The organism is Serratia sp. D1N4, assembly GCF_054552755.1.
In genome coordinates this window covers 3,943,040-3,969,022 of sequence record NZ_CM137274.1, presented here as the reverse complement: position 1 = coordinate 3,969,022, position 25,983 = coordinate 3,943,040, and the positions used below count along the sequence as shown (strand labels likewise).

Annotated in this window: 23 protein-coding genes; 16 read left to right on the top strand and 7 right to left on the bottom strand. The window is 57.1% G+C overall.

The genetic code is table 11. The annotated features are described in order from the left end of the window. Positions 1-8: 8 nt before the first annotated feature. The 14 genes from tssM (at position 9) to ACX1CU_RS17745 (ending at position 18,863) form a co-directional block, all read left to right on the top strand. Complete coding sequence (gene tssM, locus ACX1CU_RS17810) at positions 9-3,638, top strand: type VI secretion system membrane subunit TssM (RefSeq protein WP_459399579.1); 3,630 nt, start codon at positions 9-11, stop codon at positions 3,636-3,638. A 10-nt stretch (positions 3,639-3,648) separates the two neighbouring features. Next, positions 3,649-4,347, top strand: a complete 699-nt coding sequence (tagF, locus tag ACX1CU_RS17805) for a type VI secretion system-associated protein TagF (RefSeq protein ID WP_459399578.1) — start codon at positions 3,649-3,651, stop codon at positions 4,345-4,347. Positions 4,348-4,358: 11 nt separating this feature from the next. Continuing rightward, positions 4,359-5,393 (top strand): type VI secretion system protein TssA, encoded by a 1,035-nt coding sequence (gene tssA, locus ACX1CU_RS17800; RefSeq protein WP_459399577.1) that lies wholly within the window; start codon positions 4,359-4,361, stop codon positions 5,391-5,393. A 78-nt stretch (positions 5,394-5,471) separates the two neighbouring features. Next, positions 5,472-6,017, top strand: coding sequence for a type VI secretion system contractile sheath small subunit (gene tssB, locus ACX1CU_RS17795; RefSeq protein WP_459399576.1), 546 nt, complete (start codon positions 5,472-5,474; stop codon positions 6,015-6,017). Between the two features lie 3 nt (positions 6,018-6,020). Then, complete coding sequence (tssC, locus tag ACX1CU_RS17790; RefSeq protein WP_459399575.1) at positions 6,021-7,514, top strand: type VI secretion system contractile sheath large subunit; 1,494 nt, start codon at positions 6,021-6,023, stop codon at positions 7,512-7,514. A 188-nt stretch (positions 7,515-7,702) separates the two neighbouring features. Next, entirely contained in the window at positions 7,703-8,185 is a 483-nt protein-coding gene (locus tag ACX1CU_RS17785) for an Hcp family type VI secretion system effector (protein ID WP_459399574.1), read from the top strand. 154 nt (positions 8,186-8,339) lie between these two features. Next, a complete protein-coding gene (gene tagH, locus ACX1CU_RS17780; RefSeq protein WP_459399573.1) occupies positions 8,340-10,130 on the top strand; it encodes a type VI secretion system-associated FHA domain protein TagH in 1,791 nt (596 codons plus the stop codon). Beyond that, on the top strand, positions 10,130-10,927 hold the full coding sequence (locus ACX1CU_RS17775) for a PP2C family protein-serine/threonine phosphatase (protein ID WP_459399572.1): 798 nt from the start codon (positions 10,130-10,132) through the stop codon (positions 10,925-10,927). Before tagH ends, ACX1CU_RS17775 begins: the two co-directional genes overlap by 1 nt. A gap of 3 nt (positions 10,928-10,930) precedes the next feature. Further along, positions 10,931-11,746 (top strand): type VI secretion system accessory protein TagJ, encoded by an 816-nt coding sequence (locus ACX1CU_RS17770; RefSeq protein ID WP_459399571.1) that lies wholly within the window; start codon positions 10,931-10,933, stop codon positions 11,744-11,746. Continuing rightward, positions 11,746-12,327, top strand: coding sequence for a type VI secretion system baseplate subunit TssE (gene tssE, locus ACX1CU_RS17765; RefSeq protein ID WP_459399570.1), 582 nt, complete (start codon positions 11,746-11,748; stop codon positions 12,325-12,327). The genes ACX1CU_RS17770 and tssE overlap by 1 nt, the downstream gene beginning before the upstream one ends. A gap of 4 nt (positions 12,328-12,331) precedes the next feature. Further along, the gene (gene tssF / locus ACX1CU_RS17760; protein WP_459399569.1) at positions 12,332-14,218 is read left to right on the top strand and encodes a type VI secretion system baseplate subunit TssF; all 1,887 of its coding nucleotides are present in this window, start codon (positions 12,332-12,334) and stop codon (positions 14,216-14,218) included. Further along, a complete protein-coding gene (gene tssG / locus ACX1CU_RS17755) occupies positions 14,215-15,252 on the top strand; it encodes a type VI secretion system baseplate subunit TssG (protein ID WP_459399568.1) in 1,038 nt (345 codons plus the stop codon). The genes tssF and tssG overlap by 4 nt, the downstream gene beginning before the upstream one ends. Before the next feature lie 32 nt (positions 15,253-15,284). After that, entirely contained in the window at positions 15,285-17,912 is a 2,628-nt protein-coding gene (gene tssH, locus ACX1CU_RS17750; RefSeq protein WP_459399567.1) for a type VI secretion system ATPase TssH, read from the top strand. 18 nt (positions 17,913-17,930) lie between these two features. Beyond that, complete coding sequence (locus tag ACX1CU_RS17745) at positions 17,931-18,863, top strand: serine/threonine protein kinase (RefSeq protein WP_459399566.1); 933 nt, start codon at positions 17,931-17,933, stop codon at positions 18,861-18,863. Here the strand turns inward: ACX1CU_RS17745 and ACX1CU_RS17740 are convergent. The 5 genes from ACX1CU_RS17740 to ppiB form a co-directional block, all read right to left on the bottom strand. After that, positions 18,856-19,557 (bottom strand): fimbrial biogenesis chaperone, encoded by a 702-nt coding sequence (locus tag ACX1CU_RS17740; RefSeq protein WP_459399565.1) that lies wholly within the window; start codon positions 19,555-19,557, stop codon positions 18,856-18,858. The two genes, ACX1CU_RS17745 and ACX1CU_RS17740, sit on opposite strands and share 8 nt — an antisense overlap. Positions 19,558-19,719: 162 nt before the next feature. Continuing rightward, a complete protein-coding gene (gene purK / locus ACX1CU_RS17735) occupies positions 19,720-20,787 on the bottom strand; it encodes a 5-(carboxyamino)imidazole ribonucleotide synthase (protein ID WP_459399564.1) in 1,068 nt (355 codons plus the stop codon). Beyond that, entirely contained in the window at positions 20,784-21,308 is a 525-nt protein-coding gene (purE, locus tag ACX1CU_RS17730) for a 5-(carboxyamino)imidazole ribonucleotide mutase (RefSeq protein ID WP_459399563.1), read from the bottom strand. The genes purK and purE overlap by 4 nt, the downstream gene beginning before the upstream one ends. 140 nt (positions 21,309-21,448) lie before the next feature. Next, positions 21,449-22,171 carry a UDP-2,3-diacylglucosamine diphosphatase gene (locus ACX1CU_RS17725; RefSeq protein ID WP_459399562.1) on the bottom strand — a complete coding sequence of 241 codons (723 nt, stop codon included), beginning with the start codon at positions 22,169-22,171 and terminating at the stop codon, positions 21,449-21,451. Between the two features lie 10 nt (positions 22,172-22,181). Then, positions 22,182-22,676, bottom strand: a complete 495-nt coding sequence (gene ppiB, locus ACX1CU_RS17720; protein ID WP_459399561.1) for a peptidylprolyl isomerase B — start codon at positions 22,674-22,676, stop codon at positions 22,182-22,184. 233 nt (positions 22,677-22,909) lie between these two features. Between ppiB and cysS the strand changes: the two genes are divergently transcribed. Further along, positions 22,910-24,295 (top strand): cysteine--tRNA ligase, encoded by a 1,386-nt coding sequence (gene cysS / locus ACX1CU_RS17715; protein ID WP_459399560.1) that lies wholly within the window; start codon positions 22,910-22,912, stop codon positions 24,293-24,295. 68 nt (positions 24,296-24,363) lie between these two features. On the opposite strand, the gene ybcJ is transcribed toward cysS, so the two are convergent. Then, positions 24,364-24,576 carry a ribosome-associated protein YbcJ gene (ybcJ, locus tag ACX1CU_RS17710; protein WP_024913949.1) on the bottom strand — a complete coding sequence of 71 codons (213 nt, stop codon included), beginning with the start codon at positions 24,574-24,576 and terminating at the stop codon, positions 24,364-24,366. Between the two features lie 11 nt (positions 24,577-24,587). Beyond that, positions 24,588-25,454, bottom strand: coding sequence for a bifunctional methylenetetrahydrofolate dehydrogenase/methenyltetrahydrofolate cyclohydrolase FolD (folD, locus tag ACX1CU_RS17705; protein ID WP_459399559.1), 867 nt, complete (start codon positions 25,452-25,454; stop codon positions 24,588-24,590). A 239-nt stretch (positions 25,455-25,693) separates the two neighbouring features. Between folD and ACX1CU_RS17700 the strand changes: the two genes are divergently transcribed. Beyond that, complete coding sequence (locus ACX1CU_RS17700; RefSeq protein ID WP_459399558.1) at positions 25,694-25,906, top strand: hypothetical protein; 213 nt, start codon at positions 25,694-25,696, stop codon at positions 25,904-25,906. Positions 25,907-25,983 lie beyond the last annotated feature (77 nt).

Below are 25,983 nucleotides of genomic sequence, written 5' to 3'. Positions count from 1 at the left end.
GGGGTCAGATGCTGAATTCAATTATTGCCATTATTACCAGCCGTTTCCTGTGGGGCATGGTGGGCGTAGGTTCCATTTCGATGATCATCTGGTTCATCGGCCCTTACGTTTCCGTCGGTGACTATCGTCCACTGGAGTCGACGGTCAACCGGCAGATCGCGATCGCCGTTATTTGCGGGATCTGGCTGCTGTTCCGGCTGATCGCCGCCGCCTGGCGCGCAAGGCGTAACCGCAAAATGCTGACGCAGATGTCTGAAACGCCAGCGGAAAACGCGGGTAAAGACGCGGAACGCGACGATCCTAAACTGGTGGAGCGCTTTGAAGAGGCCACCCGCCTGCTGAAAAAAGCGCGTTTCAACGGCCAGCAGTCGCGCTTTATGCCCGGTTGGCTGAGCGGTTTTGGGCGGCAATATCTCTATCAACTGCCGTGGTATGTGTTGATCGGCGCTCCCGGGGCCGGGAAAACCACCGCGTTGGTCAATTCCGGCATTAACTTCCCGCTGGCGGATCGCTTCGGGAAAACGGCGCTGCGCGGCATCGGCGGCACTCGCCATTGTGACTGGTGGTTTACCGAAAATGCGGTGATGCTGGACACCGCCGGGCGTTATACCACGCAGGAAAGCGACCCGACGCACGACGCGCAGGAGTGGGGCAGCTTCCTCGGTTTGCTGAAGAAATATCGCCCACGGCAGCCGATCAACGGCGTGATCGTCACCGTCAGCCTGAGCGATCTGATGAATGGCACCCCAGAAGAACGCCAGGAACAGGCTCAGGCGCAGCATAAGCGTTTGGTGGAGCTGCGCGAGTCGTTAAAAATCGACTTCCCGGTCTACATCATGGTCAGCAAAGTTGACCTGCTGCGGGGCTTCCTCGCCTACTTCGGCCAGTACGACAAAGAGCAGCGCAGCCAGATCTGGGGCTTCACCTTTGCCCGCAGCGACACGCAGAAAATCGGTTTTGAGCTAATGAAGGCGTTTGAGCATCACTTTACCCTGCTGCTGCAACGCCTGAATCTCGGGCTGGCCGACACCATGCTGACGGAGCAGGATCAGAAAACGCGCGCAGAAAGCTACCTGTTCCCGCAGGCCTTTGCCCGACTGCGCCAGGTGCTGGGGGATTACCTCAATACCCTGTTTGCCACCTCCAGCTTTGAGGCCTCCTTCACGCCACGCGGGGTATATTTCACCAGCGGCACGCAAGACCGGATGCCTTTCGACAAGATGATGTCGGAAATGAACGGTTCGCTGCATCTGAATCTGACCCCGCGCTCTGCCGAGGAAACCGGCCACAGCGGTGAGGCGGAAGAAGAGAAACAGACCCAGGGCAAAAGCTACTTCCTGAAAAAGTTCCTGGAAGAAGTGGTATTCCGCGAGTCGGAGCTGGCCAGTAACAACCGCTGGTGGATCTACCGTAACACCACGCTGCATTGGGTTGGCTACCTGTCGCTCGGGGCGATCTTCGCCACGGCGGGGCTGTTCTGGTACTCCAGCTATATCAACAACCACGACTACCTGAAAGAAGTGACCACTCACATCCCGGTGCTGGAAAAGCAGGGCAGTGAAATGGAGCTGTATAACTATCAGGATGTTTTCACTCTGCTGCCTTATCTCAACGGCCTGAAACGGTTAGGCGGCAGCGAAAGCTTTTCACTGGAGGATCCGCCGCTCAGCTACCGCTTAGGGCTGTATCGTGGGGCTCAGGTCGAAACCGCCAGCCAGGCGCTGTATCAAAAAGCGCTGAAAAACATGCTGTTGCCTTTTGTTGCCTGGCAGGTGACCGCCATCTTGCGTAACGATATGGGGGCCGACGCCGATTTCAGCTTCGAAGCGCTGAAAGCCTACCGGATGTTGTACGAACCGGAGCATTACGATGGCAAATTCCTGCGCGCCTGGGTGATGTTCAACCTGCATCGGGTCTCTGGGCCGGGCACCAGCAAAGCGTCGTGGGAAGTGCTCGATGGGCATCTGAAACAGCTGCTGGACGAGCGCATTCAGTCCTCCCCATATGTGCGCGATAGCCTGTTGGAACAGTCCGCACAGCAGCGCCTGAGCCAGGCACCGTTATCGGTGCGTATCTATGGGCGGTTGAAACGCATCCTGCTGAAGGAACCTTCGCTGAAAACCGTTTCGCTGACCGATCTGGCTGGTGCACAGGCGGAACTGGCTTTCCGGCGTAAAAGCGGCAAGCCTGCGGCCGACGGCATTCCAGGGTTGTATACCCCCAAAGGCTACTGGCTGGCGTTTAATAAACGCATCGATAACGTGGCACAAACGCTGCTGACCGAAGACGGCTGGGTGATGAACGTCAACGAAAGCGCGTTGGCCAAAGAGAGCCGCGCCGATCTGCTGAAAACCGTCCGCCTGCTGTATATGCAGGATTTCATCAGCGCCTGGGATGCGCTGCTGGGCGATATCGAACTGAAGAACATTGCCAACCTGAGCCAGCGCATCAATACCGCGCGTTTGCTCTCTGCCGGGGATTCGCCGTTACGTAACTTTCTGATCAACGCGGTGAAAAACATCAAGCTTACCGATGAACAGGAGCAGAAAGAGAACGGCCTGAAGCTGAGCAGCGGGGAGAAAAACAGCGCGGGCCCCGGCCATTTCCTCGACACGCTGTTTTACAGCACATCGTCTGAAGACGTTGGTGATATCTCTTCCTTGCCGGAGCAGGTGGTGATTAAGCATTTTGCGCCAATTATCGAACTGGCACAGAGCAGCGATGAAGCGGCTAAAAGCATCCCGTTTGATACGGTGCTCAAGCAGGCCGATGGCCTTTATAACTACCTGATCGCGGTGCAAAGCGCGGCCAACAGCGGAATGGCCCCGCCACCGGGGGACGTCATTCTGGCGTTGCAGGCTGAATCGGGCCGTTTGCCGCAGCCGTTTAAAGACATGATGCTTTCACTGGCAGTCGGTGCCAGCAGCGATTCGCAGATGAAAGAGCTGGAAGGGCTACAAAAGCGCGTTGGCTTTGAGGTCGGCAGCTTTTGCAAGCAGGCCATCAGCGGGCGCTACCCGTTAGTGCGCAGCGCGCAGCAGGAGATCGCCAGCAGTGACTTCTCGCGCATGTTCGCTCCGAACAGCGGCATTATGGACAGTTTCTTCCGCCAGAATCTTGAAGGCAAAGTCGATACCTCGCGCGGCGGATGGCGCTTCAACCCTGGGGTCGACGGTAAAACGCTGTCCGGCGGCGGTAACATGCTGCGCTCCTTCCAGCAGGCTCGCGACATCCGCGACACCTGGTTCAGCGGGCAGAATCAGAAACCCTCTTACCACCTGACGATCAAACCCGTCAGCATGGATTCCGACATTCTCAGCATGACGCTGGACATCGACGGGCAAATTTTCCATTACAGCCATGGCCCGCTGGTGCCGCTGGTGGTGAGTTGGCCCGGCACCGGCAACACCAATCAGGTCAGCCTGCAACTGGCGCTGGTCAACGGGCAAATGGCCACCCTGGTGACCACCGGGGATTGGGCGCTGAACCGGCTGATCGACAAGGCAGCGCTGAAATCCAGCGCGGCGTCGTTGACCCAGACGGCGACCTTTAACCTGGAAGGGCATCGGGTGGTGTTGGAGCTAACGCCCGACAGCATACGCAATCCCTTCCAGCCCACCGCCTTCAATTGTCCTTAGGAGGCGGATCATGACGCAACAGGCAACCTATGCACCACCACAGGACAACGGCATCGGTTGGTACGGCAAGATCCCCAGCTGTGGCGACTTTGTGCAACGTCGCCTGCCTGCCACGCTGATTAATCAGTGGGCGCACTGGTTCCAGTCAGGGCTGGCAGCCCGGCAGCTTTCTGCCCCGCGCGATGGCCGTTATTCGCTGCTCGGCGCGCCGATGTGGAATTTTGTGCTGCCCGCCACGCTGGGCACGCCGTTCGCGCAGTTGGGTTACTTGCTGCCGTCGCAGGATCGCGTCGGGCGTCATTACCCGCTGTTCGCCATGTGGCTGGTTTCTCCTGCGCACTGGCGGAACGAACATCTGCTGTTGGCGGCAGAGCGCTATTACAGCATCGGGCAGATCCTGCAACGCGGGGTTCATCAGTGCCACTCCGTTGAGCGTATCGACCGCGCTTTGCAGGCGTTACCGCCGCTGCCGACGGCTCTGGCACTGCAAGGTGACGCCGAAGTGACGCCGGGTTGGCCGCTGGCGATTTCGCACTTTGATCCGCGCCAATACGGCAGTTTCTGGTGGAGCGCACCGGGCGGCGGCAAGCCCTTTGATACCTATATCCACAGCGGCAATCTCACGGTGCAGCTTTTTCACCATCTGTTTGAGTACAGCGGCGACGTAAAGCATGCGCGCCAGGGGCTTTACGGCCCCATGTTTGACTAGGGAGAGAAGTCATGACGATTGAACATTTGCTGACCCCGGTAACGCCGGAAGTCAGTTGCGGTGAAAACCTAGAGTATGACGCCGATTTTATGCGCATGACGCAGACCGCCGCAGGCAAGCCGGAACAGCAGTTTGGCGACACCATTATCCCGGCGGAAGCGCCCGATTGGGGCGCGGTAGAGCGCTTGGCCACCGGCCTGTTGCGCCGCACCAAAGATCTGCGGGTGATGTTTTTCCTCACGCTGGCCTGGACGCAGCTGCGCGGGTTGCAGGGCTACGCGGACGGCTTACAGCTGATCTATCTGGCGATCGAGCGTTATTGGCATCAGCTCCATCCGCTGCTGGAGAGCGACGGCGTGCGCGATCCGATGTTTCGTATCAATGCGCTGGCCGAACTGGGGGATAACACCCAACTGACCCATGCGGTGCGGGCGACAACCCTGATTAAAAACGGCGGCAGCGAGCTTGCGGTGCGCGACGCCGTGGCGCTGCTGGACGGCAGCAAGCAGGAACTCCCTAACTTCCCCAATGGGCTGAGCTTCCTGCGCAGTGAACTGAGCAATCCACAGCAGGCCAACATCCAGACCGTGCAGGCCATCACCCGCACGTTGCCCAAATTGCGCCATGCCATTCAGCTCCATCTTGGTGAGAGCGCGTTACCGGAGATGACGCTGCTGCAAAAAACCTTTGATAGCGTCGCCCAGGCGATTCAGCAGCCTGAAAGCCACGGCAGCCGTGAGGCGGAGCCGGACCTGATCCTGACGGCGGAAGCGCTAAGCCTGCCCGGAGATCCGTTGCCGCTGCCGTTGGGTGAGTTCGGTTACGGGCAGGTGCAATCCCGCGCCGATGCTCTGCATCTGCTGGAGAAAGTGAAGGGCTACTTCGAACTCTATGAACCCAGCCATCCGGCACCGCTGATGATCGAGCGGCTACAGAAGCTAATCAATCTGAATTTTCTGCAAATCGTCAGCGATCTGGCCCCGGACGGTTTACGCCAGTTGGAGGTCATTCTCGGCACCAGGGAAAAACAGGACGGAGAGAACTAGTCAGGCAAAGTGGTTACCGCACAATGCGGCGTGGATGTTATCAAAAACCTCTAATAACAGTGATTTATGGAGAAAATAATGGCAAATGTCAAAACTCGCAGCGGGCAGAAATTTATCGCCCGCAATCGGGCACCCCGCGTACAGATCGAGTACGACGTCGAGATCTACGGTGCGGAACGCAAGATCCAGTTGCCTTTCGTGATGGGCGTGATGGCCGATCTGGTGGGAACGCCCCTTGAGCCGCAGCCCAATCTGGAAGAGCGCAAGTTTCTCGAGATCGACATCGACAACTTCGACGATCGCATGAAATCACTCAAGCCCAGAGTCGCCTTCCAGGTAGAGAACACTCTGAATGATGACGGCCACCTGAACGTCGAACTGGTATTTGAAAACATGAACGATTTCTCCCCGGCAGAGATCGCACGCAAGGTTGAACCGCTGAGCCACCTGCTGGAAGCCCGTACCCAACTGTCGAACCTGCTCTCCTACATGGACGGCAAAAACGGCGCCGAGGAGCTGATTACCAACGTACTGAGCAACCCGGCGTTATTGCAGTCACTGACCCGGGCACCCAAACCGGAAACCGATAGCCCTGCCAGCGTAGCCCCGGTGGCGGAGGAGTAAATCATGAGCCAACAACTTGAGCAATACACCGCGCCCGCGGCCAAAGCCTATACCAGCGATGAGTTCAACTCACTGCTGCAAAAAGAGTTTCGCCCCAGAACCGATCAGGCGAAAGAAGCGGTGGAAAATGCGGTAAAAACCCTGGCACAGCAGGCGTTGGAAAACACCGTCACCGTGTCTGCCGATGCCTATCGCACCATTCAGGCGCTGATCGCGGAGATCGACAATAAGCTGTCGCGGCAGATCAACAAAATCATCCACCACGAGAAATTCCAGAAGCTGGAAGGTGCCTGGCAGGGTTTGCACTATCTGGTCAATAACACCGAAACCGACGAGATGCTGAAAATCCGCTTTATGAGCATCTCCAAACGCGAACTGGGCCGGGCCCTGAAGCGCTATAAAGGCGTGGGTTGGGATCAGAGCCCGCTGTTCAAAAGTATCTACGAACAGGAATATGGCCAGTTCGGTGGCGAGCCGTTTGGTTGCCTGGTGGGGGATTACTATTTCGATCACAGCCCACCGGACGTGGAGCTGCTCGGTGAAATGGCCAAAATCAGTGCGGCTTCGCACTGCCCGTTTATCTCCGGGGCATCACCCAGCGTGATGCAGATGGAGTCCTGGCAGGAACTGGGTAACCCGCGCGATCTGACCAAGATCTTCCAGAATACCGAATACGCCCCGTGGCGCAGCCTGCGTGAATCGGAAGATGCACGCTATATCGGCCTGACCATGCCGCGTTTTCTCTCGCGCCTGCCTTACGGTATCAAAACCAACCCGGTCGATGAGTTTGATTTTGAAGAAGATACCGACAGCGCCAACCACGAAAACTATACCTGGACCAATGCGGCTTACGCGATGGCCACCAACATCAACCACTCGTTTAAGGAGTACGGCTGGTGTACCGCCATTCGCGGCGTTGAATCCGGTGGCGCAGTGGCCGATCTGCCGTGCCATACCTTCCCCAGCGACGATGGCGGCGTGGACATGAAGTGCCCGACCGAAATTGCCATCAGCGATCGGCGCGAAGCCGAACTGGCGAAAAACGGTTTTATGCCGCTGATCCACCGCAAAAACTCCGACTTCGCGGCGTTTATCGGTGCTCAATCGCTGCAAAAACCGGCGGAATATTACGATCCCGATGCCACGGCCAACGCCCAACTGGCGGCGCGCCTGCCTTATCTGTTCGCCTGCTGCCGCTTTGCGCATTACCTGAAGTGCATCGTGCGCGACAAGATCGGCTCGTTCCGTGAGCGCAGCGATATGGAGGTGTGGCTGAACAACTGGATCATGAATTACGTCGACGGCGATCCGGCCAACTCGTCGCAAGAGACCAAAGCCAGAAAACCGCTGGCGGCGGCAGAAGTACAGGTGCAGGAAATTGAAGATGCGCCGGGATATTACTCGGCGAAGTTTTTCCTGCGTCCCCATTATCAGTTGGAAGGATTAACCGTTTCGTTACGCTTGGTTTCGAAACTGCCTTCATTAAAACAAAGTTAATTAAACAAGAACGAGCCCTGATATTTCGATGGCGGGTCATTAATACCGAAATTTTAACTTCAGGGCATAAAGAACAGCATGGAGATCGCAATTTTCGTTTCCCGGAAGGTTGGGGTTTCTAATGCCGTGAACCACCGTTGCTTCATAAAACGGAATTTACTTAACTCTAGACCCAAGAGGCTTTAGCTATGGCAATTGATATGTTCATGAAAGTTGATGGCGCTAATGGTGAATCCAAAGACGCTAATCACAAAGGTTGGACCGACATTATTTCCTTTACCTGGGGAGCCTCCCAGCCGGGAAATATGGGCGTTGGCGGTGGCGGTGGTACCGGGAAAGTCTGCTTTAACGATCTGCATATTAAGGCATTGATCGATAAATCCACTCCGGCCCTGCTGAAGCATTGCGCCAGCGGTAAACACCTGGGCAAAGTCGAATTATCCGTCTGCAAAGCCGGTGGCGGGCAGATGGAATACGCCAGAATCACGCTGGATGATGTTTTGGTCACCAATATTCAATACACCGGTGCCGATGATGAAGACACCGTGGGTATCCTTTATTCCTTCCAGGCTGCCAAAGTTCAGCAGCAATACTGGGAGCAAACCGAGCAAGGAGGCAAAGGCGCAGAGAGCAGTGCTGGCTGGGATATTAAGCAGAACTGCGAAGCGTAATTGATACGGACGATTTCCTTGGTTTCCTGGGAAATCGTCCCTTCTATCCGCTGTATTTCAAGATGCAGGGGGGCGCTGCCTGCATCTTGAAATCCATTGGGTATAAAAAATAAAGCGGCGACTCTGGCAAGAAAATATAAAAGGGAAAGTGTCTATGCGGCTAACGATGATCAGGAACCGGGACAATGAGCGGTTACCCCAGAATTACTGTGACTTCACGGCACCGGGTGGAACCATTGGGCGCGATACCAACAATACGCTGATCCTGCCTGACCAAAACCGGGCGATTTCCCGTTTGCAGGCCGTTGTGCACATTTCTCCCAACGGGGAGGCCCACATTACGCAGCGGGGCAGCACCACTGCGCTGCTGCTGAACGGCGGCGAACTGCCTCATAACGTTCAGCAACTGCTGGCTGAAGGCGACATTCTCGACATCGCGGGCTACCAGTTCAGAGTGAGCCTGATGAACCACCCGGTTTCCCTGGCTCCGCTCTTACAGTCTCAAGGTGCGGCGTCATCGGTTAATGATATCGATGAAGCGGTGTGGGACAACCTGGAAGCCGAATTTCTGTTGCACCAGCCGCAGCATAAAAGGCCGTTACCCCACGATCCGAACCACCCCCTGTTTGCCAACGAACCGGACAACCGTTCTGGCAAAGATCCGTTGGCGATGGCGCAGGAAACCGATCTGGCCTCTTTACATGAAAAAACGATCGATCCAGACCGCCTGTTTGCGCAGGATGACCCTTTCTCCCTGCCGCCGATTATGAAGGACACCACGCCCAGCGTGCTGTCGGTGAATCGCAAATGGTCCGCAGAAGATCAAGCCGCACCTGAAACCGCGCAACCACCGGCAACGGATCATGCGCCACCGATCTTGCATCTGCCTGATGAACTGGCGGCAGAGTGGGCGCTGAATGCCGACATTGGCAGCGAAGACGACGTGCTGCTTGGCCTGTTTGCCGATAATGCGGTGCCACTCGCTTCAACCATGGACGACGGTGCCGCCTTTGATCCGACGCTGTCGATCTGGCCTGCGGCACCTGGCCCAGTTTCGCCGGTGGATGCGCCTGCGCCGCCGCAGGCAGAAACCAAGCCGGAAGCGCTCACCCAGCATGAAGATCTCGCCTGGGCGGAGCAGATCCGCGCTGCCGATCACTTTTCCTTGAATGACTTTTCCGACCAAGAGATTGCCATCTCCGCTAGCGAACCTGCGGAGTATGCCGAAGAACCGATCGGTGGCTCATCGGCCCCGCTGACGCGACTGGGCGTTGATCCGGTCCGGCATCAGCCGTTCAAACCGACCAAATCCGCCTCGCAGGAACAACTGCACGGTGAGCTGTTCAGCGCGTTCGTGGCCGGGCTGGGGCTGGATGATGCGGTGCTGCAACCGGACTTCTCACCAGAACAGCTCTACCTTGCCGGCAAGCTGCTCAGCCTGTTTTCACAGGGCACCGTGGCGCTGCTGTCGTCGCGCAGCATTCTCAAACGCGGTCTGAAAGCCGAAATGACCATGATCCTGGAAGAGGAGAACAACCCGTTCAAGATGCTGCCCTCGGGCAAAACCGTGCTGTTGCAGATGTTCAGCACCCCGATGCCGGGCTTTATTCCGCCGGAACACGCGGTGCGCGACGCGATGATCGATCTACAGGCCCATCAGTTGGGCATGATTGCCGGGGTGCGCGCGATCATTGCCGCCATGCTGCAAACCTTCCACCCCGATAACCTGGAGAAAATGGCGGCGGAGCAGGGCATGTTGCCAAGCAAAGGGGTGTTCTCGGGTAACCGTAAGGCGGCGCTGTGGGACGCGTTGAAAAACCATTATCAGCGGGTGGCCAATGAGGTGGAGGATGATTTCCACACCCTGTTCGGCGAGGCATTTCTCCACGCTTATGACCTTGAGATCCGCCAATACAAAGCGTCTCAAAATCAGAAGGCACCCTAATGAAAATTGAAGCCGTCTGGTGCTCGAACCAGGGTAAGCGCGCGCAGAACCAGGATAAAACCGGCGAATACCTGGGCGAACAGGCGGCCTGTTTTGTGCTGTGCGACGGCGTGGCCGGTGATGCGGGTGGGGGAGAAGCCGCCGCGCTGGCCTGCCAGTTTCTGCTGGATCACGCCGGGCAGGGCAAGCCTTGCCAACCCGATGAGGTGCCTGCGCTGATCGCCGAGCTCCAGCAGATGATCCATCAGGCGCAGCAGCAGGATCAGTTCTACAGCCGTATGCGCACCACGCTGGTGGCGCTGTTTATCGATCGTACCGCCCAGCAGGCCCATTGGGTGCATGCTGGCGACAGTCGGCTCTACCTGTTCCGCAACGGCTACCTGTGCCAGTCCACCACGGATCATAGCCTGGTGCAAAAAATGAAAGATGCCGGTTTTCAAACCGGCGGACTGCCCGACAACCTGCTGTACGCCGCGCTTGGCACAGGGAAGCATCAGGATGCCACTTACAGCCCGACGCTCTCTCTGGCCGATGGCGATGTGTTTTTGCTGTGCAGCGACGGCTTCTGGAAACGCTATAACCTGGCGCAGCTGGAATATACGCTGCGCATGGCCCATACCCCCACCGAGTGGCTGACGCTGATCGAACACTTGGCTCCGCCGCTCTCATCGCAGGATAACTACAGCGCGATCGCCGTCTGGATCGGTTCCCCGCAGGAATCCACGCTGTTGCAGATACTTCCCCTGGAAGAAAAGGTCGTCTTCCAGACACCGAATTGCCAAAGAAGCAGGAGATAAACCGTGAAATCATTGCTCTCTGTTCTGAAAGGTCAACCGTTAGCCACCGCCTTGGAGCAAAGCGAGTCGGCGGTCAAAGCGGTTCCCGCAGACGCGGACAAACGCGCCGAATGGGTCCAGCTGTTGTTGCTGTACGGCGATTGGCGCCGCGCCAGCACCCAGTTGCAAGCCTGGCAGGCGCTGACGCCGCAGGCTGCCCCTACCACGCAGCAACTGGCTGACTGCGTAGCGGCAGAAATGCAGCGCGAGCAGGTGTTCAGCGGAGAAATCGCCCCGGCGTTCTTTACGCCGCCGCAGGAATGGCAGTTGCTGTTGGCGGAAGCGCTGCGTGCCGCGCCACAGCAGGCCAGCCAGCTGCGCGATCGCGCTTTCGAATTGGCGGCGGCGAATGCCGGGCAGTTCTCGCTCAATAGCGAAGAGGAATCAGCCCCCGCCAACCACTTCGATTGGCTGGCAGACGCCGACAGCCGCCTGGGGCCGGTCTGCGAACTGTTTGTGGACAACCGTTACTACTGGGTGCCGTTTCATGAGCTTGAGTCGATCAGGTTCCAGCCACCGCAAAATGTGGTTCATCTGATCTGGGCGCATGCCATGGTGAAGTGGCGCTCCGGCAAGCAGCAGGTGTGCCAGATCCCGGCGCGTTATCCGCTGACCGAAGGCAGTGACGATGCCTACCGCCTTGGGCGCAAAACCGACTGGCTGACCCTGAGTGATAACGGCCACTATGCGGGTCAGGGGCAAAAATCCTGGATCACCGATGACGATGAGTGCGCGCTGCTGACGCTGCGGCAGGTTCAGTTCACCACGGATGAGCCGTAATGACCGATACCACCAACGAGCGCACAGCAGCCCCGGTGGGTTCGCCCGCCGTCGCGGCACGGATTGGCCGGAGAAACAGCGACGGGGTGTCCTCCCGCGATCGGATGCTGCCCGCGCTGTTTGATCGGCTGACGGATTTTGAACCGCAGAATAAGCGGGAAGCGGACAGAAACAAGACCATTTCGCACAGCACGCTGCGGAAAATGATCCTGCGTGACTTGCAGTGGCTGTTTAACTGCAACAACAACGAGCCGATGATCGATCTGCAAGCCTTTCCCGAGGTCCGGCGTTCTACCCTTAACTACGGCATTACGCCGTTGGCGGGGAAAAGGATGTCGGAAATCGAGTGGCCAGATATCCAGAAAAACCTCACTCAGGCCATCCTCAACTTTGAACCGCGCATTATTCCGGAGCAGTTGAAGCTGCTGTGTATTTCCGGCAGTGATGATTTGGATACGCACAACGTCCTGTCGATCGAGATCCGTGGGCTGCTGTGGTGTAGCCCCCATCCGCTGGAGTTCTGCTTTCGTTCTGACGTCGATTTGGAAAACGGTTATTTCAATCTCAAAGACATAGGGTGAGTACATGGACAGTAAACTGCTTGAGTACTATAACCGTGAGCTGCTCTATCTGCGCGAAATGGGCGCAGAGTTCGCCGAAAGCTACCCGAAAGTGGCGGGCCGCCTGGGGATGCAGGGGATTGATGTGGGCGACCCCTACGTTGAGCGCCTGATGGAAGGCTTTGCCTTTCTCACTTCGCGCATTCAACTGAAAATGGACGCCGAGTTCCCACGTTTCTCGCAGCGGATGCTGGAGGTGATTTACCCCAATTACCTTTCGCCAACCCCGTCGATGGCGGTGGCCGAACTGCACCCGGATGGCCGCAAGGGCAACATTAACGCCGGTTTTCTGGTGCCGCGTGGCACGGTGATGACCTGCGACACCTTCAGGAAGAACGGGGTGGTCTGCAAGTACCGCACCGCCCATGACGTGATGCTTTATCCGCTCAGCATCAGCCAGGTTTCGTTGGGGGCGTTGCCCGCCGATATCGTCAGCACCGCCAAGTTCAACCGCAATGCCAGCCGCCATGCGCTGCACATCCGCCTGCGGCTGGACGATAACGTCACCTTTGACAGCCTGAACCTGGATAAGCTGATGTTCTACCTCAGCGGCCAGGATCTGGAAGCCATGGAACTGCTGGAACTGCTGATGCAGCACACCACTGGGATTATCTGCCAGCCGGTGGGTGCTGTTCCCCAACAGCGCCACTATCTGCCGAAAGAGCGGCTGAATCATGAAGGGTTCGACGCCGATCAGGCACTGTTACCCGACGATCTGCGCAACTTCGACGGTTATCGCCTGCTGCAAGAGTATTTTGCCTTTCCCGCTCGTTTCCGTTTTTTCAGCATTTCTGGGTTGGCCGCGCTGTTTGGTGCGGGCAAAACGCAGAATGCCAGCGTGCGGGAGTTTGAGATCGTTCTGCTGTTGGATAAAGAAGTTCCGTCGTTGGCCAAGCGCGTTGACGCCAGCCATCTTTCGCTGCACTGCACGCCGGTGATCAACCTGTTCCCCAAGGTGGCGGAGCGCATCACGCTGAATGACAAAACCAACGAATACCATCTGGTGGTGGATAATATTCAGCCGCTGGATTTCGAAGTTTTCTCCGTACAGCGGCTGTGGGGCACTCCGGCCAACAGCCAGCATGAGCAGGAGTTCCGGCCATTTTATTGCACCCAGGGGCGCGACGGGCAGAACTACGGTGCCTATTTCTCCCTGCGCCGTTCGCCGCGCCCGCCTTCGGTACAAAGCCAGCGCCAGGGGACACGCAGCAGCTATCCCGGATCGGAGGTGTTTCTGTCGCTGGTCGATGCCTATCACACCCCTTGGCGCAACGATCTGGAGTACATCACGGCCGAAGTGCTGGTCACCAATCGCGATCTGCCGCTGTTGCTGCAACGGCAGGAAGCGCTCTCTTTTGTGGTTGCCGACTCGATCCCGCTGCGTCAGGTGACGTTGAAAACGCCGCTGTCACCGCCGCGAGAAGCCCTGGCGGAAGGCCGCATCTCCTGGGGGTTGATCAGCCAGTTGCAGTTGGATTATCTCAACCTGATGGAAGGGGATGATGAGCAAGGGGCACGGGCGCTCAGGGAGTTGCTGACGCTGTACGCCAAGCTGGATGAACCACAGATTACCAAGGAGATCAAAGGGGTACAGCACTGCCGCCTGTCGCCTGCTTATCACCGTGCGCCAGCGCCTGGGCCGATCGTGTTTTCACGCGGTGTGGCCATTGAACTGACCATCGATGAACAGGCGTTTTCCGGCAGCACGCCTTACCTGCTCGGCTGCGTGCTGGAACGCTTGTTCAGCCGCATGGTGACGATGAACACCTTTGTCACCACCTCACTGAGCACCCCGCAGCGCGGTAAGATCGCCCAGTGGACGCCGCGGATTGGCAGGAGAACCCTGATTTGAAAACTCGCAGCAATCAGCGCCTGCCGGAGGATTTCTGGACCTCTCTCACCGAGCACCCTTATGAGCACGATCTGTTTCAGATCCTGCGGCGTCTTGACGCGCAGGGCGGGCTGGACTGGCCTCTCGGGCGCGCACCGCATCCGCGCCAGGAGCCGATCCGCCTGGGGCAACAGCCTTCGCTGTCGTTCGCGCCCTCCACGCTGGCCAGCGCCGGGCCGGTCAGCAATTCGCCGTCGTACCAGCTGTTGATCTATAGCTTCGGGCTGTTTGGCCCCAACGGCCCGCTGCCGCTGCATTTTACCGAATATGTGCGCGAACGTTATCTGCACAATCAGGATCGGACGCTGCTCGACTTTATCAATCTGTTCCACCATCGCCTGATCCTGCTGTTTTATCGCGCCTGGGCCAACAGCCAGCCTACTGTTTCGCTCGATCGCGAAGACGACCAGTCCTTTACCCGCTACCTCTCCTCGTTGGTGGGGCTGGGCGTGGATACGCTACGCCCACGGGACAGCCTACCCACCCACGCCAAATATTATATGGCGGGGCATTTGGTGCGGCAGGGGCGCGATGCGGAAGGGCTGGCCAAGATCCTGCGTTACTACTTCCAGGTGCCGGTGCGCATCATCGAGAACATTCCCGTTTGGTTGGCCATCGCCCCGGAACAGCAGACGCAGCTGGTGGCGGGCCAGGCGCTGCAACTGGGGCGCGATGCGTTTCTTGGCCGCGCCGTGCGCGATGTTCAACACAAGTTCCGTATTGAGCTGGGGCCGATGTCGCTGGTGGAGTATCACAGCTTTATGCCCGGCGGCCCGCAGGCGATCGCGCTGCGCGACTGGGTGCGGCACTACGTCGGCATCGAATATATCTGGGATGTGCGCCTGATCCTGCGCAAGGAGGAAGTCAGCAGAGCAGCGCTGAGCGGCGGGCAGCGCCTTGGGTTGAGTAGCTGGTTATGTGATGCGGAAGGTGACAACGATGCGGGCGACCTGATTTTTTCACCCGAGCCGCTCGAAGGTCAGTATTGCCATTGATATTCATTAAAACAAATCACTAAGGTGTAAGCATGAGAGAGATCAGCCGCGCAGTTCTGTTTGGCAAATTAAACGGCCTGTTACTCAGCAGCCTGGAAAATGCCACCTCATTTTGCAAACTCAGGGGCAACCCCTATGTGGAACTGACCCACTGGATCCATCAGTTGTTACAGCATCCAGACGGCGACTGGCAGCAGATTATCCGCCACTTCGGCATCAATGCGGGCAAGCTGGGTGAGGATGTGGTTGCTGCCATTGACCGGCTACCGCGCGGTGCCAGTTCGGTGTCGGATCTGTCGGAACATATCGACAGCGCCGTTGAACGTTCGTGGATCTTCAGTTCGCTGAAGTTCGGTGCCCAGCAGATCCGCGGCGGCCATCTGCTGTTGGGGATGCTGAATACCACCAATCTGCATAATCAGCTGTTGGCGATTTCGCCCTGCTTCAAGCAGATTAACAGCGAAAATTTGCAGCAGCAGTTTGAGGCGATCCTGGTCTCTTCTTCTGAAACGGCGATGGCCGCCGCGCAGAGCAGCAGTGCTTCGGCATCACCCCGCAGCGGTGAAAGCATGCTCGAGCAATACGGCAGCAACCTGACGGAAAAAGCGCGCCGTGGTGAGCTGGATCCGGTGACCGGGCGTGACGAAGAGATCCGGCAGATCATCGATATCCTGATGCGCCGCCGGCAGAACAACCCGTTGCTGACCGGCGAGGCAGGCGTGGGGAAAACTGCGGTGGTGGAAGGGCTGGCGGCCTATATCGCCGCAGGCGATGTACCGCCCAAACTGCGTGACGTTACGCTTTATCAGTTGGATATGGGGATGTTGCAGGCAGGTGCAGGTGCCAAAGGCGAGTTTGAACAGCGCCTGCGTGCGGTGATTGACGAGGTGCAGTCTAGCCCGTCGCCGATCATCCTGTTCGTTGATGAAATTCACACCCTGATCGGCGCAGGCGGTGCGCAGGGCACCGGTGATGCGGCCAACCTGTTGAAACCCGCTCTGGCCCGTGGGCAGTTGCGCACTATCGGGGCGACCACCTGGTCGGAATATAAAAAGTACATCGAAAAAGATCCGGCTTTGACCCGCCGCTTTCAGGTGGTGCAAGTGCTTGAGCCTGATGAGAATAAGGCCGTGCTGATGCTGCGCCACTTGCGTCATACGCTGGAGAAACACCACCAGATCATCCTGCTGGATGAAGCGGTGGAAGCGGCGGTGCGCTTGTCCCACCGCTATATTCCTGACCGCCAGTTGCCAGATAAAGCCATCAGCCTGCTGGATACCGCCTGCGCCAGGGTGGCGGTCAGCCAGCATGCCGAACCGGGCCGGGTGGAAAGCTGCCGCCGCCATATCGAAGCGCTGGAAACCGAGCTGGAGGTCGCGGTGCGCGATGTGCGCATCGGAGCCGGTGACGCGCAGCGCCCAGAGCAGATCAAACAGCAGTTGGCGCAGACGCAGCAGCAGTTGGCCGTCCTGAACGCCCGCTGGAACGACGAGCGGGTGCTGGTGAACGAGATTATTGAACTGCGCGCCAAGATCTATCGCCCTGGCGAGGTGGCCGATCAAGAAGCCGAGGATGCGTTGCGTTCCGATCTCAATGAACTACAGCAACAGCTGACCGTTTTGCAGGGGGACGATCCGCTGCTGTTTTCCTCGGTGGATGCCAATACCATCGCCTCGGTGGTGGCCGACTGGACCGGCATTCCGCTGGGCCGCATGATGAAAAATGAAGTGGAAGCGGTGCTCAAGCTGGCGGACAGCTTAAACGAGCGAGTGATCGGTCAGAAGCACGGCCTGGAACTGATCGCCCGCCGCCTGATTACCTCGCGCGCCAGCCTGGATGATCCGAACAAGCCCATTGGGGTCTTTATGCTGTGTGGCCCTTCCGGCGTGGGCAAAACCGAAACCGCCCACGCGCTGGCAGAAAATTTCTACGGCGGCGAGCGCAACGTGATCACCATCAATATGAGTGAGTTTCAGGAACCCCATACCGTGTCTACCCTGAAAGGCGCGCCTCCGGGCTATGTGGGCTACGGCGAAGGGGGCGTGTTGACCGAGGCGGTGCGCCGCCGCCCGTACAGCGTGATCCTGCTCGACGAGATCGAGAAAGCGCACTCCGACGTGCATGAAATCTTCTATCAGGTGTTCGATAAAGGCTGGATGGAAGATGGTGAAGGGCAGCGTATCGATTTCCGTAACACCATCATCATTCTCACTTCCAACGTAGGCAGCGAGGTGGTGAACGCGCTGTGTGCCGATCCGGCCCTGTTGCCGGACTGCGAGCAACTGACCGCCGCGCTGCGCGATACCCTGCTGCGGGCGTTCCCCGCCGCGCTGCTCGGCCGGTTGAACGTGATCCCTTACTACCCGCTGAGCGATGCGGTGTTGGGGGATATTGTGAAGCTACAGTTGGAGCGGATCCGCAAGCGCCTGCTGGAAAGCCACCATATGACCTGCTCGTTTGATGATGAGGTGATCCAGCAGATCGTCAACCGCTGTACCGAAGTGGAATCCGGCGGGCGGATGGTGGATACCATTCTGACCAATACCCTGCTGCCACAGATCAGCCATCGTTTGCTGACCGCCAGTACCGAGTTGCAGCAGTTCCGCCACCTGCATATCAGCTATGCCGAGAAGGCCTTTGCCTATGACTTCCGTGCGTAGCCGAGCGGAGAACGGGCCGTGCTGACAGCCTATACAGGGGCAGCCAAGGAGGTGTTCGGGTGCGGCGCTCAGGCGCTGCCTCCGGGCTATCGTTTTGCGCAGTTGGAAATTCAGCAGGTGATCGGCGAAGGTGGCTTCAGCATTGTTTATCGGGCCTTTGATCATCGGCAACAGCGTGTTGTCGCCGTTAAGGAATATATCCCCACTGCGATCGCGATGCGCAACGATGATGGCTTGGTGATGCCGCGTAACCCTTTCCTGCTGCCGACGTTTAACGCCGGGCGGGATTACTTTCGCCAAGAGGCAAAAATACTCGGCAGCCTTGCTCACCCCTGTATACCGCCGCTGTTGGACTTCTGGCAGGAGAATGGCACCGCCTACATCAGCACGCCGCTGTACGGCGGCACCACCCTAAAAAAACGCTACGCGCAGAACCCTGCAATGGTGACCGAGGTTTGGCTCAGAACGTTACTCGCTTCACTGCTGCATACCGTGGCGGCGGTGCATCAGCAGGGCTGCCTGCATCGGGATATTTCATGGGACAACATTCAGGTTGAGGATCACCATCAGCCGATTTTGCTGGATTTCGGCTCCGCCTGCTTCCTGGCAGCGGATGGCGCGAAAAAGACCAACATCGTGTTAAAACCCGGCTTCTCCCCGGCGGAACTCTATTGCAACACCGGAGGATATGCCCACGGCCCCTGGTCTGATATCTATTCCATTGGCGCGCTGGTGTCTACGCTTATCACCGGCCGCCTGCCGCCGGTCAGCCTGACGCGCTGTATTGAAGACATCTATCAACCCTTGGCACAGCGTCAACTGCCCGGCTATTCCCAGCAGTTTTTACAGGCCATCGACGGTGCGCTGGCGGTTAATCCGGTCGATCGGCCACCAGATATCGCTGCCTTTGCCCGATTATTGGCTATTGATCTGCGCACAGAGGCTATTTAACCACCGCGTCGAAAGAACTGATGGACCCGTAATCATTTACAAAGCTGCCACTAACCTTGTTGCCAGCCTGGGCTGGCAGAGCTAATACCTGCGTGGAATAGGGGGCCATTAGGGTCCCTTCGAGCTTTTTACCATTGACCGACATGTTTACGAAAGAGACGTAATATGGCGTAGGGTTGTTGGCCTGCACGCGGCGGCCTTGAGTACTCCAGATGAACGCTTTGACAGCATTGCTGGCATCGCCTGGTAAACCTGCCGGGCGATAGAACAGTTTGATACGGTTACGGAAGGCTATCTGCGGGCGTTTAGCATCGGCTTCTACCTGGCCCTTGGGCGGAACCTCCAGCACGTTCAGCCAGAACAGCGACTCTTTGTTCATTGGCAGGTTGTTACCGATGTAGTTGATACGCAACATCTGGCTTTTACCCGGTTCGAGCTGGCTCATGGGCGGGCTTAAAAAGAAGGGCGCTTTGCTGACGGCCGGGCTGGCGTCAGCATCGCCGTCATCGATCCAGTTTTGTAGCAGTACGGACGATGAGCCAACGTTTTGGACGCGGAGATTGACGTCTTTGGCATCCGACAGATAAATCACACGGGTACCGTTAAGCAAGATATCGGCCGTGGCAGCGGTACTGAACAGGGCAACCATGGCAAAAGTACAAGCCTGACGAATATTGGGCGAAAAAAGTGGCATAGAACACTCCTGACTCAGATGCAGGGAGAGACAGACTGGCTACTGAATAGCATAGACGATGTTGAATGTGGCAAAGCTACGGTGAAGGGGTATTTGCCCCCGTAAAGGGGGCGATTGAAGAGGCTGAATAGGTGGGGGATTACTCGCCTTTCAGGGGAACCATTAACCCAGTTTTTGCTGCGCCCAGGCCAAACCACTTTGGTATTCGGCTGGCAGCAAGGGTGCCAAGGCTTGCAATGCCTGCTGTAGCGATGCGGCATGAGGGTCGTTAAGGTTCAGGTGCCCAACCTTGCGGCCTGCGCGTACCTCTTTCTCATACCAGTGCAGATGCACCAGCGGCAGAGCCAGCCATTGCAGATTCACCGCCGTGCCAATCAGGTTGACCATCACCGACGGCGTATTCACCACCGGCGTTGGCAGCGGCAGATCAAGAATGGAGCGTAAATGCAGTTCAAACTGGCTGATCGATGCGCCGTTTTGCGTCCAGTGCCCGCTGTTGTGTACCCGGGGTGCCAGTTCGTTAATCAGCAAGCGATCGCCGACAATAAAGCACTCCATCGCCATCACGCCAACGTAGTTCAGCTCATTCAAAATAGCCGACAGCATCTGCTCGGCCTGCTGCTGCAACGCCGGGTTTGGCTGCGGCAGCACCACGCTGGTGCGCAGAATACCCTCTTCATGCAGATTGTGGGTTAACGGGTAGAACACCGACTGGCCATCATGGCCGCGCGCGCCCACTAAAGACACTTCGCCAGAGAAATTGATCCCTTGCTCAACAATACATTCGCCGTAGGCATCGGCCGGTAATTCGCTTTCCTGGCCCGGGCGCAAACGCCACTGCCCACGGCCGTCGTAACCGCCGACGCGGCGTTTGACGATCGCCAATTCACCCAAATTCGTAAACACCTGTGGCCATTGCTCGTGGCTGGCCAGCAGTTGCCACGGGGCGGTGGCCAGATTAAGTTGATCGAGCAGCTGTTTTTGCGTCAGGCGATCGGCCAAGCGCGGGAAAATATCGCGGTTGACGAAGTTGCTGTGGGTGGCGAGTTCACGCGTTAGCGCAGTTTCCGGCCAGCGTTCGATCTCGGCGGTGATCACGCTGTTCTGATAGGGCACCGCTTCCGGTTCGGCGTCGATTCCCACCGGATAAACCGCAATCCCCAGAGGTTCGCCAGCCTGGCGCAGCATGCGCCCCAATTGGCCGTTACCCAGTACGCAAACCGGCTTCATGCTTCCTCCCGCGGGTCTGGGTTATTCAGCACATCGTCAGTTTGCGCCTGACGCCAGTCGGCCAAGCGCTGTGCCAGCGCCGTGTCGTGCAGCGCCAGGATTTGCGCCGCCAACAAGCCAGCATTGGCCGCACCGGCTTTACCAATCGCCAGCGTGCCGACGGGAATACCGCGCGGCATCTGCACAATCGAATACAGGCTATCGACACCGCTCAAGGCGGCGCTTTGCACCGGAACACCCAGCACCGGAACCAGCGTTTTCGCTGCCAGCATGCCCGGCAGGTGCGCTGCACCACCGGCACCGGCGATGATCACGTCAAAACCGATCGCGCTTGCCTGTTCGGCAAAGCTGAACAGTTTATCTGGCGTGCGATGGGCGGAGACGACTTCGACATGGAACGGGACTTCGAGAATAGTCAGGACTTCGGCCGCAAACTGCATGGTGGCCCAGTCACTTTTTGATCCCATTACAATTGCGATTTTAACCTCAGCATTGCTGGCTGAAGCAGCGTTGGATCCCATGTGGGTATGGCTCCTGTCGTTGTACAGATGTCGGCCCGGCAGGCCGGATGAGGGCGTAGAGCATATCATGAGTGTATGGCGAGGAAAACGGTTGCGTCGCCAGTTTTCACCGGCAAAAGTGCGAATATTGTAGCAGAAACTCAGAGAGGGAATGGGATCAGTTCAACGGCTTCTGGCGTGACTTTAATCATGGAACCTTCTACGTGCCAGGCTCCTAATACCGCACGCTGGGCTTTGCCGGTGCTAAGCATAAGCGGGTGGATCGCCGGGCGATGGGTGTGCCCGTGGATCAGCCAGTGCACGTTGCTGTGCAGCATCGCTTGCTCAACGGCCTGCGGGTTAACGTCCATGATCGCTTCAGATTTGTACTGATTGGTCTGTTGGCTGCGCGCACGCATTTTGGCGGCGATCTTCAGGCGCCAGCGCAACGGCAGAGCCAAGAACAGTTTCTGGATCCAGGTGTTATGCACTTTACGGCGGAATTCTTGATAGGCCTGATCGTCGGTACACAAAGTATCGCCGTGCATGATCAGGATTCTGCGGCCATACAGATCGATCACCTGCTGTTCCGGCAGCAGGGTCATGCCGCTGGCCTGGGCAAAACGCTCGCCGAGCAGAAAATCACGGTTGCCATGGATAAAGTAGCAGGGGATACCCGCCTGTTGCAGCGCTTTTAACGCCGCGGCGATTTCGGCGTGCAACGGCTCAGGATCGTCGTCACCAATCCAGGCTTCGAACAGATCGCCCAGAATGTATAACGCATCGGCGTGAACGGCTTCACGCTGTAAAAAACGCAGAAAACCGGCAGTGATTGCCGGTTCCTGTGCGCATAAATGCAAGTCTGCGATAAACAGCGTGCTCATGCGGCGGCGATTACTCGCTGATGGTGACGCTGGTGATCACTACATCTTCCACTGGCACGTCCTGGTGCATGCCGCTGCGGCCGGTTTTTACGCCTTTGATTTTGTCGACCACGTCTAGGCCTTCAGCGACTTCGGCAAACACGCAATAGCCCCAACCCTGGGCGTTTTCGCCACGGAAGTTCAGGAAGTCGTTATCAACCACGTTGATAAAGAACTGTGCGGTAGCAGAGTGCGGATCGTTGGTGCGCGCCATCGCCAAGGTGCCACGGGTGTTTTTCAGGCCGTTGTTGGCTTCGTTTTTGATGGTTGCTTTGGTGTCTTTCTGACGCATGCCAGCTTCAAAACCACCGCCCTGTACCATGAAACCATTAATCACACGGTGGAAGATGGTGTTGTCGTAGAAACCTTCACGGCAGTAGCTCAGGAAGTTTTCAACGGTGACCGGCGCTTGCTCAGCGAAAGTTTTGATAACGATGTCGCCGTGATTGGTGTGGAAAGTAACCATAGTTTAGTCCTAGCAATGAAGTGATGTGTCATATAGAGACGTGAGCGATCAGACCGGCTTTATAACATATCTCAATTAATCAGTCAGCAGCTTGCCGCTTGCCCCGTGGGCGGAACTCTGATTTTCTGCCGCTGAAATCAGCAATCCTTGGCCTTAACCTTGCATTAGCGCAGCCTTTCGGGTTTCAATACGTTGATTAACCCGATCAACATTGCACACCACGGAATGCCCTGATGCTAAAGATCTTCAATACCCTGAGTCGTCAAAAAGAGGAATTCAAGCCTATTCATGCCGGTAAAGTGGGCATGTACGTGTGCGGGGTAACCATTTATGACCTGTGTCACATCGGCCACGGGCGTACCTTTGTGGCTTTTGACGTGGTGGCGCGCTACCTGCGTTATCTCGGTTATTCGCTCAACTACGTGCGTAACGTCACCGACGTAGACGATAAAATTATCCGCCGCGCCGCAGAGAACGGCGAAACCTGCGATCAACTGACCACGCGGATGCTGGCAGAGATGCATGCGGATTTTGACGCATTGCTGATCGAGCGCCCAGACCTAGAGCCGCGTGCCACGCACCACATCCATGAAATTATCGAGATCACCCAGCGTTTGATCGCGCGCGATCACGCTTATGTTGCCAGCAACGGCGATGTGATGTTCTCTATCGACAGCGATCCAGACTACGGCTTGCTGTCGCGCCAGGATCTGGAGCAGTTGCAGGCCGGTGCGCGTGTGGAAGTGGACGACGTAAAACGCAACCCGATGGACTTTGTGCTGTGGAAAATGTCCAAACCGGGCGAACCAAGCTGGGAATCCCCGTGGGGCGCTGGCCGCCCAGGCTGGCACATTGAGTGCTCGGCGATGAACGGCAAACAGCTCGGCACCCATTTCGATATCCACGGTGGCGGTTCCGATCTGATGTTCCCGCACCATGAGAACGAGATTGCGCAGTCCAGCTGTGCGCATGACGGCCCGTACGTCAATTACTGGATGCACTCCGGTATGGTGATGATCGATAAAGAGAAGATGTCCAAATCATTGAACAACTTCTTCACCATTCGCGACGTGCTGGCGTATTACGATGCGGAAACCGTGCGTTACTTCCTGATGTCTGGCCACTATCGCAGCCAGCTGAACTACAGCGAAGATAACCTGAAGCAGGCGCGTGCTTCGCTCGAACGTTTATACACCGCGCTGCGCGGCACCGATGTTAATGCGCAGCCAGCCGGTGGTGAAGCCTTTGAAGCCCGCTTCTGCGAAGCGATGGACGATGACTTCAATACGCCAGAAGCTTATTCAGCGCTGTTTGATCTGGCGCGTGAAGTGAACCGCCTGAAGAGCGAAGATTTGGCGGCGGCGAACGGGTTGGCGGCGGAACTGCGTAAGTTGGCGAAGGTGTTGGGCCTGCTGCAACAGGATCCTGAGCAGTTCCTGCAAAGCGGTGCGCAAACCGATGACGCAGAAGTGGCTGAAATTGAAGCGCTTATCAAGCAGCGTAAAGATGCACGTCTTGCCAAAGATTGGGCAATGGCCGATGCGGCGCGCGATCGTTTGAATGAGATGAACATCGTGCTGGAGGATGGCCCGCAGGGGACAACCTGGCGCCGTAAGTAGCATTAGCAGCAAGAAATTAAAAAGCCGGGGAGCGTGAGCCACCCGGCTTTCTTTTGCAGCTTGAACGATCAGGCTTTGACCGTGACGTTCATGCCTTTGTAGCTGACTTTCTGACCATCAACGATCTTGCAGCGCTTACGCGTTTCCACTTGGCCGTTAACTTTAACGTGCCCTTCGGCGATCGCCTCTTTGGCGGCACCACCGCTCTCACACCAGCCTTGAAACTTCAGCAGATCGCACAGCTCGACGTGAGGGTGATTTTCCAGATTAAAAATTTCCATACTGCCTTAACTTATTTAGGTTGAACGTCGTGATATTCCTCGCAGGCTTGCAAGGTATTTTGGATCAATGTAGCCACGGTCATGGGGCCAACGCCACCCGGAACCGGGGTAATGTAGGATGCGCGCTGGCTTGCGGCTTCAAAATCCACGTCGCCGACCACTTTACCACTTTCCAGGCGGTTGATGCCGACATCAATCACGATCGCACCGGGTTTGATCCACTCACCGGGAATAAAGCCCGGTTTACCGACGGCGACGATCAGCAGATCGGCATGCTCGATATGATGGCGCAGGTTTTTGGTGAAACGATGGGTGACGGTGGTAGTGCAACCAGCCAGTAACAGCTCCATGCTCATCGGGCGGCCAACGATGTTGGAAGCGCCGACTACTACGGCGTTCAGGCCGTAAGCATCGATGTTATAGCGTTCCAGCAGCGTGACAATGCCGCGTGGGGTGCAAGGGCGCAGCTTTGGCGCGCGCTGGCACAGGCGGCCAACGTTGTAAGGGTGGAAACCGTCCACGTCCTTATCGGGATGGATGCGTTCCAGCACTTTGACATTATCGATCCCGGCGGGCAGGGGGAGCTGCACCAGGATGCCGTCAATCTCGCCGTCGGCATTCAGTTTATCGATCAACGCCAGCAGTTCAGGTTCGGTGGTGGTGGCGGGCAGATCGTAAGAGCGGGAGATAAAGCCCACTTCTTCACAGGCTTTGCGTTTGCTGGCGACATAAATCTGCGAGGCCGGATTCTCACCGACCAGTACCACCGCCAGGCCCGGAGCACGTTTGCCTGCTGCCAGACGTTGTTTAACTTGCTCAGCCACTTCGTTTCTAACCTGCTGCGCAATCGTTTTACCATCAATAATCTTTGCTGCCATCAGTGAGGAAATCCATCATTTAAGAAAAGCGGGGAATATGGCTATTTTGTCAGAAGAGAGGCGCGCTGTCAGGCGTTGAATCAGCGTTATGCCGAGAATAGGCCGCCGATTGTGTTGCGATTTATACTTTTTTTATATCAACAGAGTGATCCTCTACGCTTTTTTTATCTTCCCTGCCTTACCCTTTTCTCTAGCACCTAGTGTATTTCGTTGTGCCGCTGCGTTACGGAGCCTGAATCATGATGACCATTACTCGGCTTTATCCATTGCATCGGCCCATTGACCATCAGCCGGATGAACAACGGCATATTGGTGAAACGGTATTTGATTCGTCACTGCATCCGGCACAGGTGACGTTGTTGCAGATGCTGCATCAGCTAAGCAAAGCGAAGCCGGAGCGCCCTTCCTGGAGCCAGCGCATGGCGCAATGGTACAGAAAGAACCGATTTTGACTCTTGTACGGCGTTCCAGGTGATAACTGGGATTAGCGCAGGCAGATCATTGCGTTAGGCGGGATCTTTCTATTTTG

Coding starts and splice junctions, on each gene's coding strand:
- tssE (WP_459399570.1), top strand. CDS start 11,746: ATGACCGATACCACCAACGAGCGCACAGCAGCCCCGGTGGGTTCGCCC.
- purK (WP_459399564.1), bottom strand. CDS start 20,787: ATGAAGCCGGTTTGCGTACTGGGTAACGGCCAATTGGGGCGCATGCTG.
- tssF (WP_459399569.1), top strand. CDS start 12,332: ATGGACAGTAAACTGCTTGAGTACTATAACCGTGAGCTGCTCTATCTG.
- tagF (WP_459399578.1), top strand. CDS start 3,649: ATGACGCAACAGGCAACCTATGCACCACCACAGGACAACGGCATCGGT.
- tssC (WP_459399575.1), top strand. CDS start 6,021: ATGAGCCAACAACTTGAGCAATACACCGCGCCCGCGGCCAAAGCCTAT.
- purE (WP_459399563.1), bottom strand. CDS start 21,308: ATGGGATCCAACGCTGCTTCAGCCAGCAATGCTGAGGTTAAAATCGCA.
- ACX1CU_RS17700 (WP_459399558.1), top strand. CDS start 25,694: ATGATGACCATTACTCGGCTTTATCCATTGCATCGGCCCATTGACCAT.
- folD (WP_459399559.1), bottom strand. CDS start 25,454: ATGGCAGCAAAGATTATTGATGGTAAAACGATTGCGCAGCAGGTTAGA.
- tagH (WP_459399573.1), top strand. CDS start 8,340: ATGCGGCTAACGATGATCAGGAACCGGGACAATGAGCGGTTACCCCAG.
- cysS (WP_459399560.1), top strand. CDS start 22,910: ATGCTAAAGATCTTCAATACCCTGAGTCGTCAAAAAGAGGAATTCAAG.
- ACX1CU_RS17775 (WP_459399572.1), top strand. CDS start 10,130: ATGAAAATTGAAGCCGTCTGGTGCTCGAACCAGGGTAAGCGCGCGCAG.
- tssM (WP_459399579.1), top strand. CDS start 9: ATGCTGAATTCAATTATTGCCATTATTACCAGCCGTTTCCTGTGGGGC.
- ACX1CU_RS17785 (WP_459399574.1), top strand. CDS start 7,703: ATGGCAATTGATATGTTCATGAAAGTTGATGGCGCTAATGGTGAATCC.
- tssA (WP_459399577.1), top strand. CDS start 4,359: ATGACGATTGAACATTTGCTGACCCCGGTAACGCCGGAAGTCAGTTGC.
- ppiB (WP_459399561.1), bottom strand. CDS start 22,676: ATGGTTACTTTCCACACCAATCACGGCGACATCGTTATCAAAACTTTC.
- tssH (WP_459399567.1), top strand. CDS start 15,285: ATGAGAGAGATCAGCCGCGCAGTTCTGTTTGGCAAATTAAACGGCCTG.
- ACX1CU_RS17725 (WP_459399562.1), bottom strand. CDS start 22,171: ATGAGCACGCTGTTTATCGCAGACTTGCATTTATGCGCACAGGAACCG.
- ybcJ (WP_024913949.1), bottom strand. CDS start 24,576: ATGGAAATTTTTAATCTGGAAAATCACCCTCACGTCGAGCTGTGCGAT.
- tssB (WP_459399576.1), top strand. CDS start 5,472: ATGGCAAATGTCAAAACTCGCAGCGGGCAGAAATTTATCGCCCGCAAT.
- ACX1CU_RS17740 (WP_459399565.1), bottom strand. CDS start 19,557: ATGCCACTTTTTTCGCCCAATATTCGTCAGGCTTGTACTTTTGCCATG.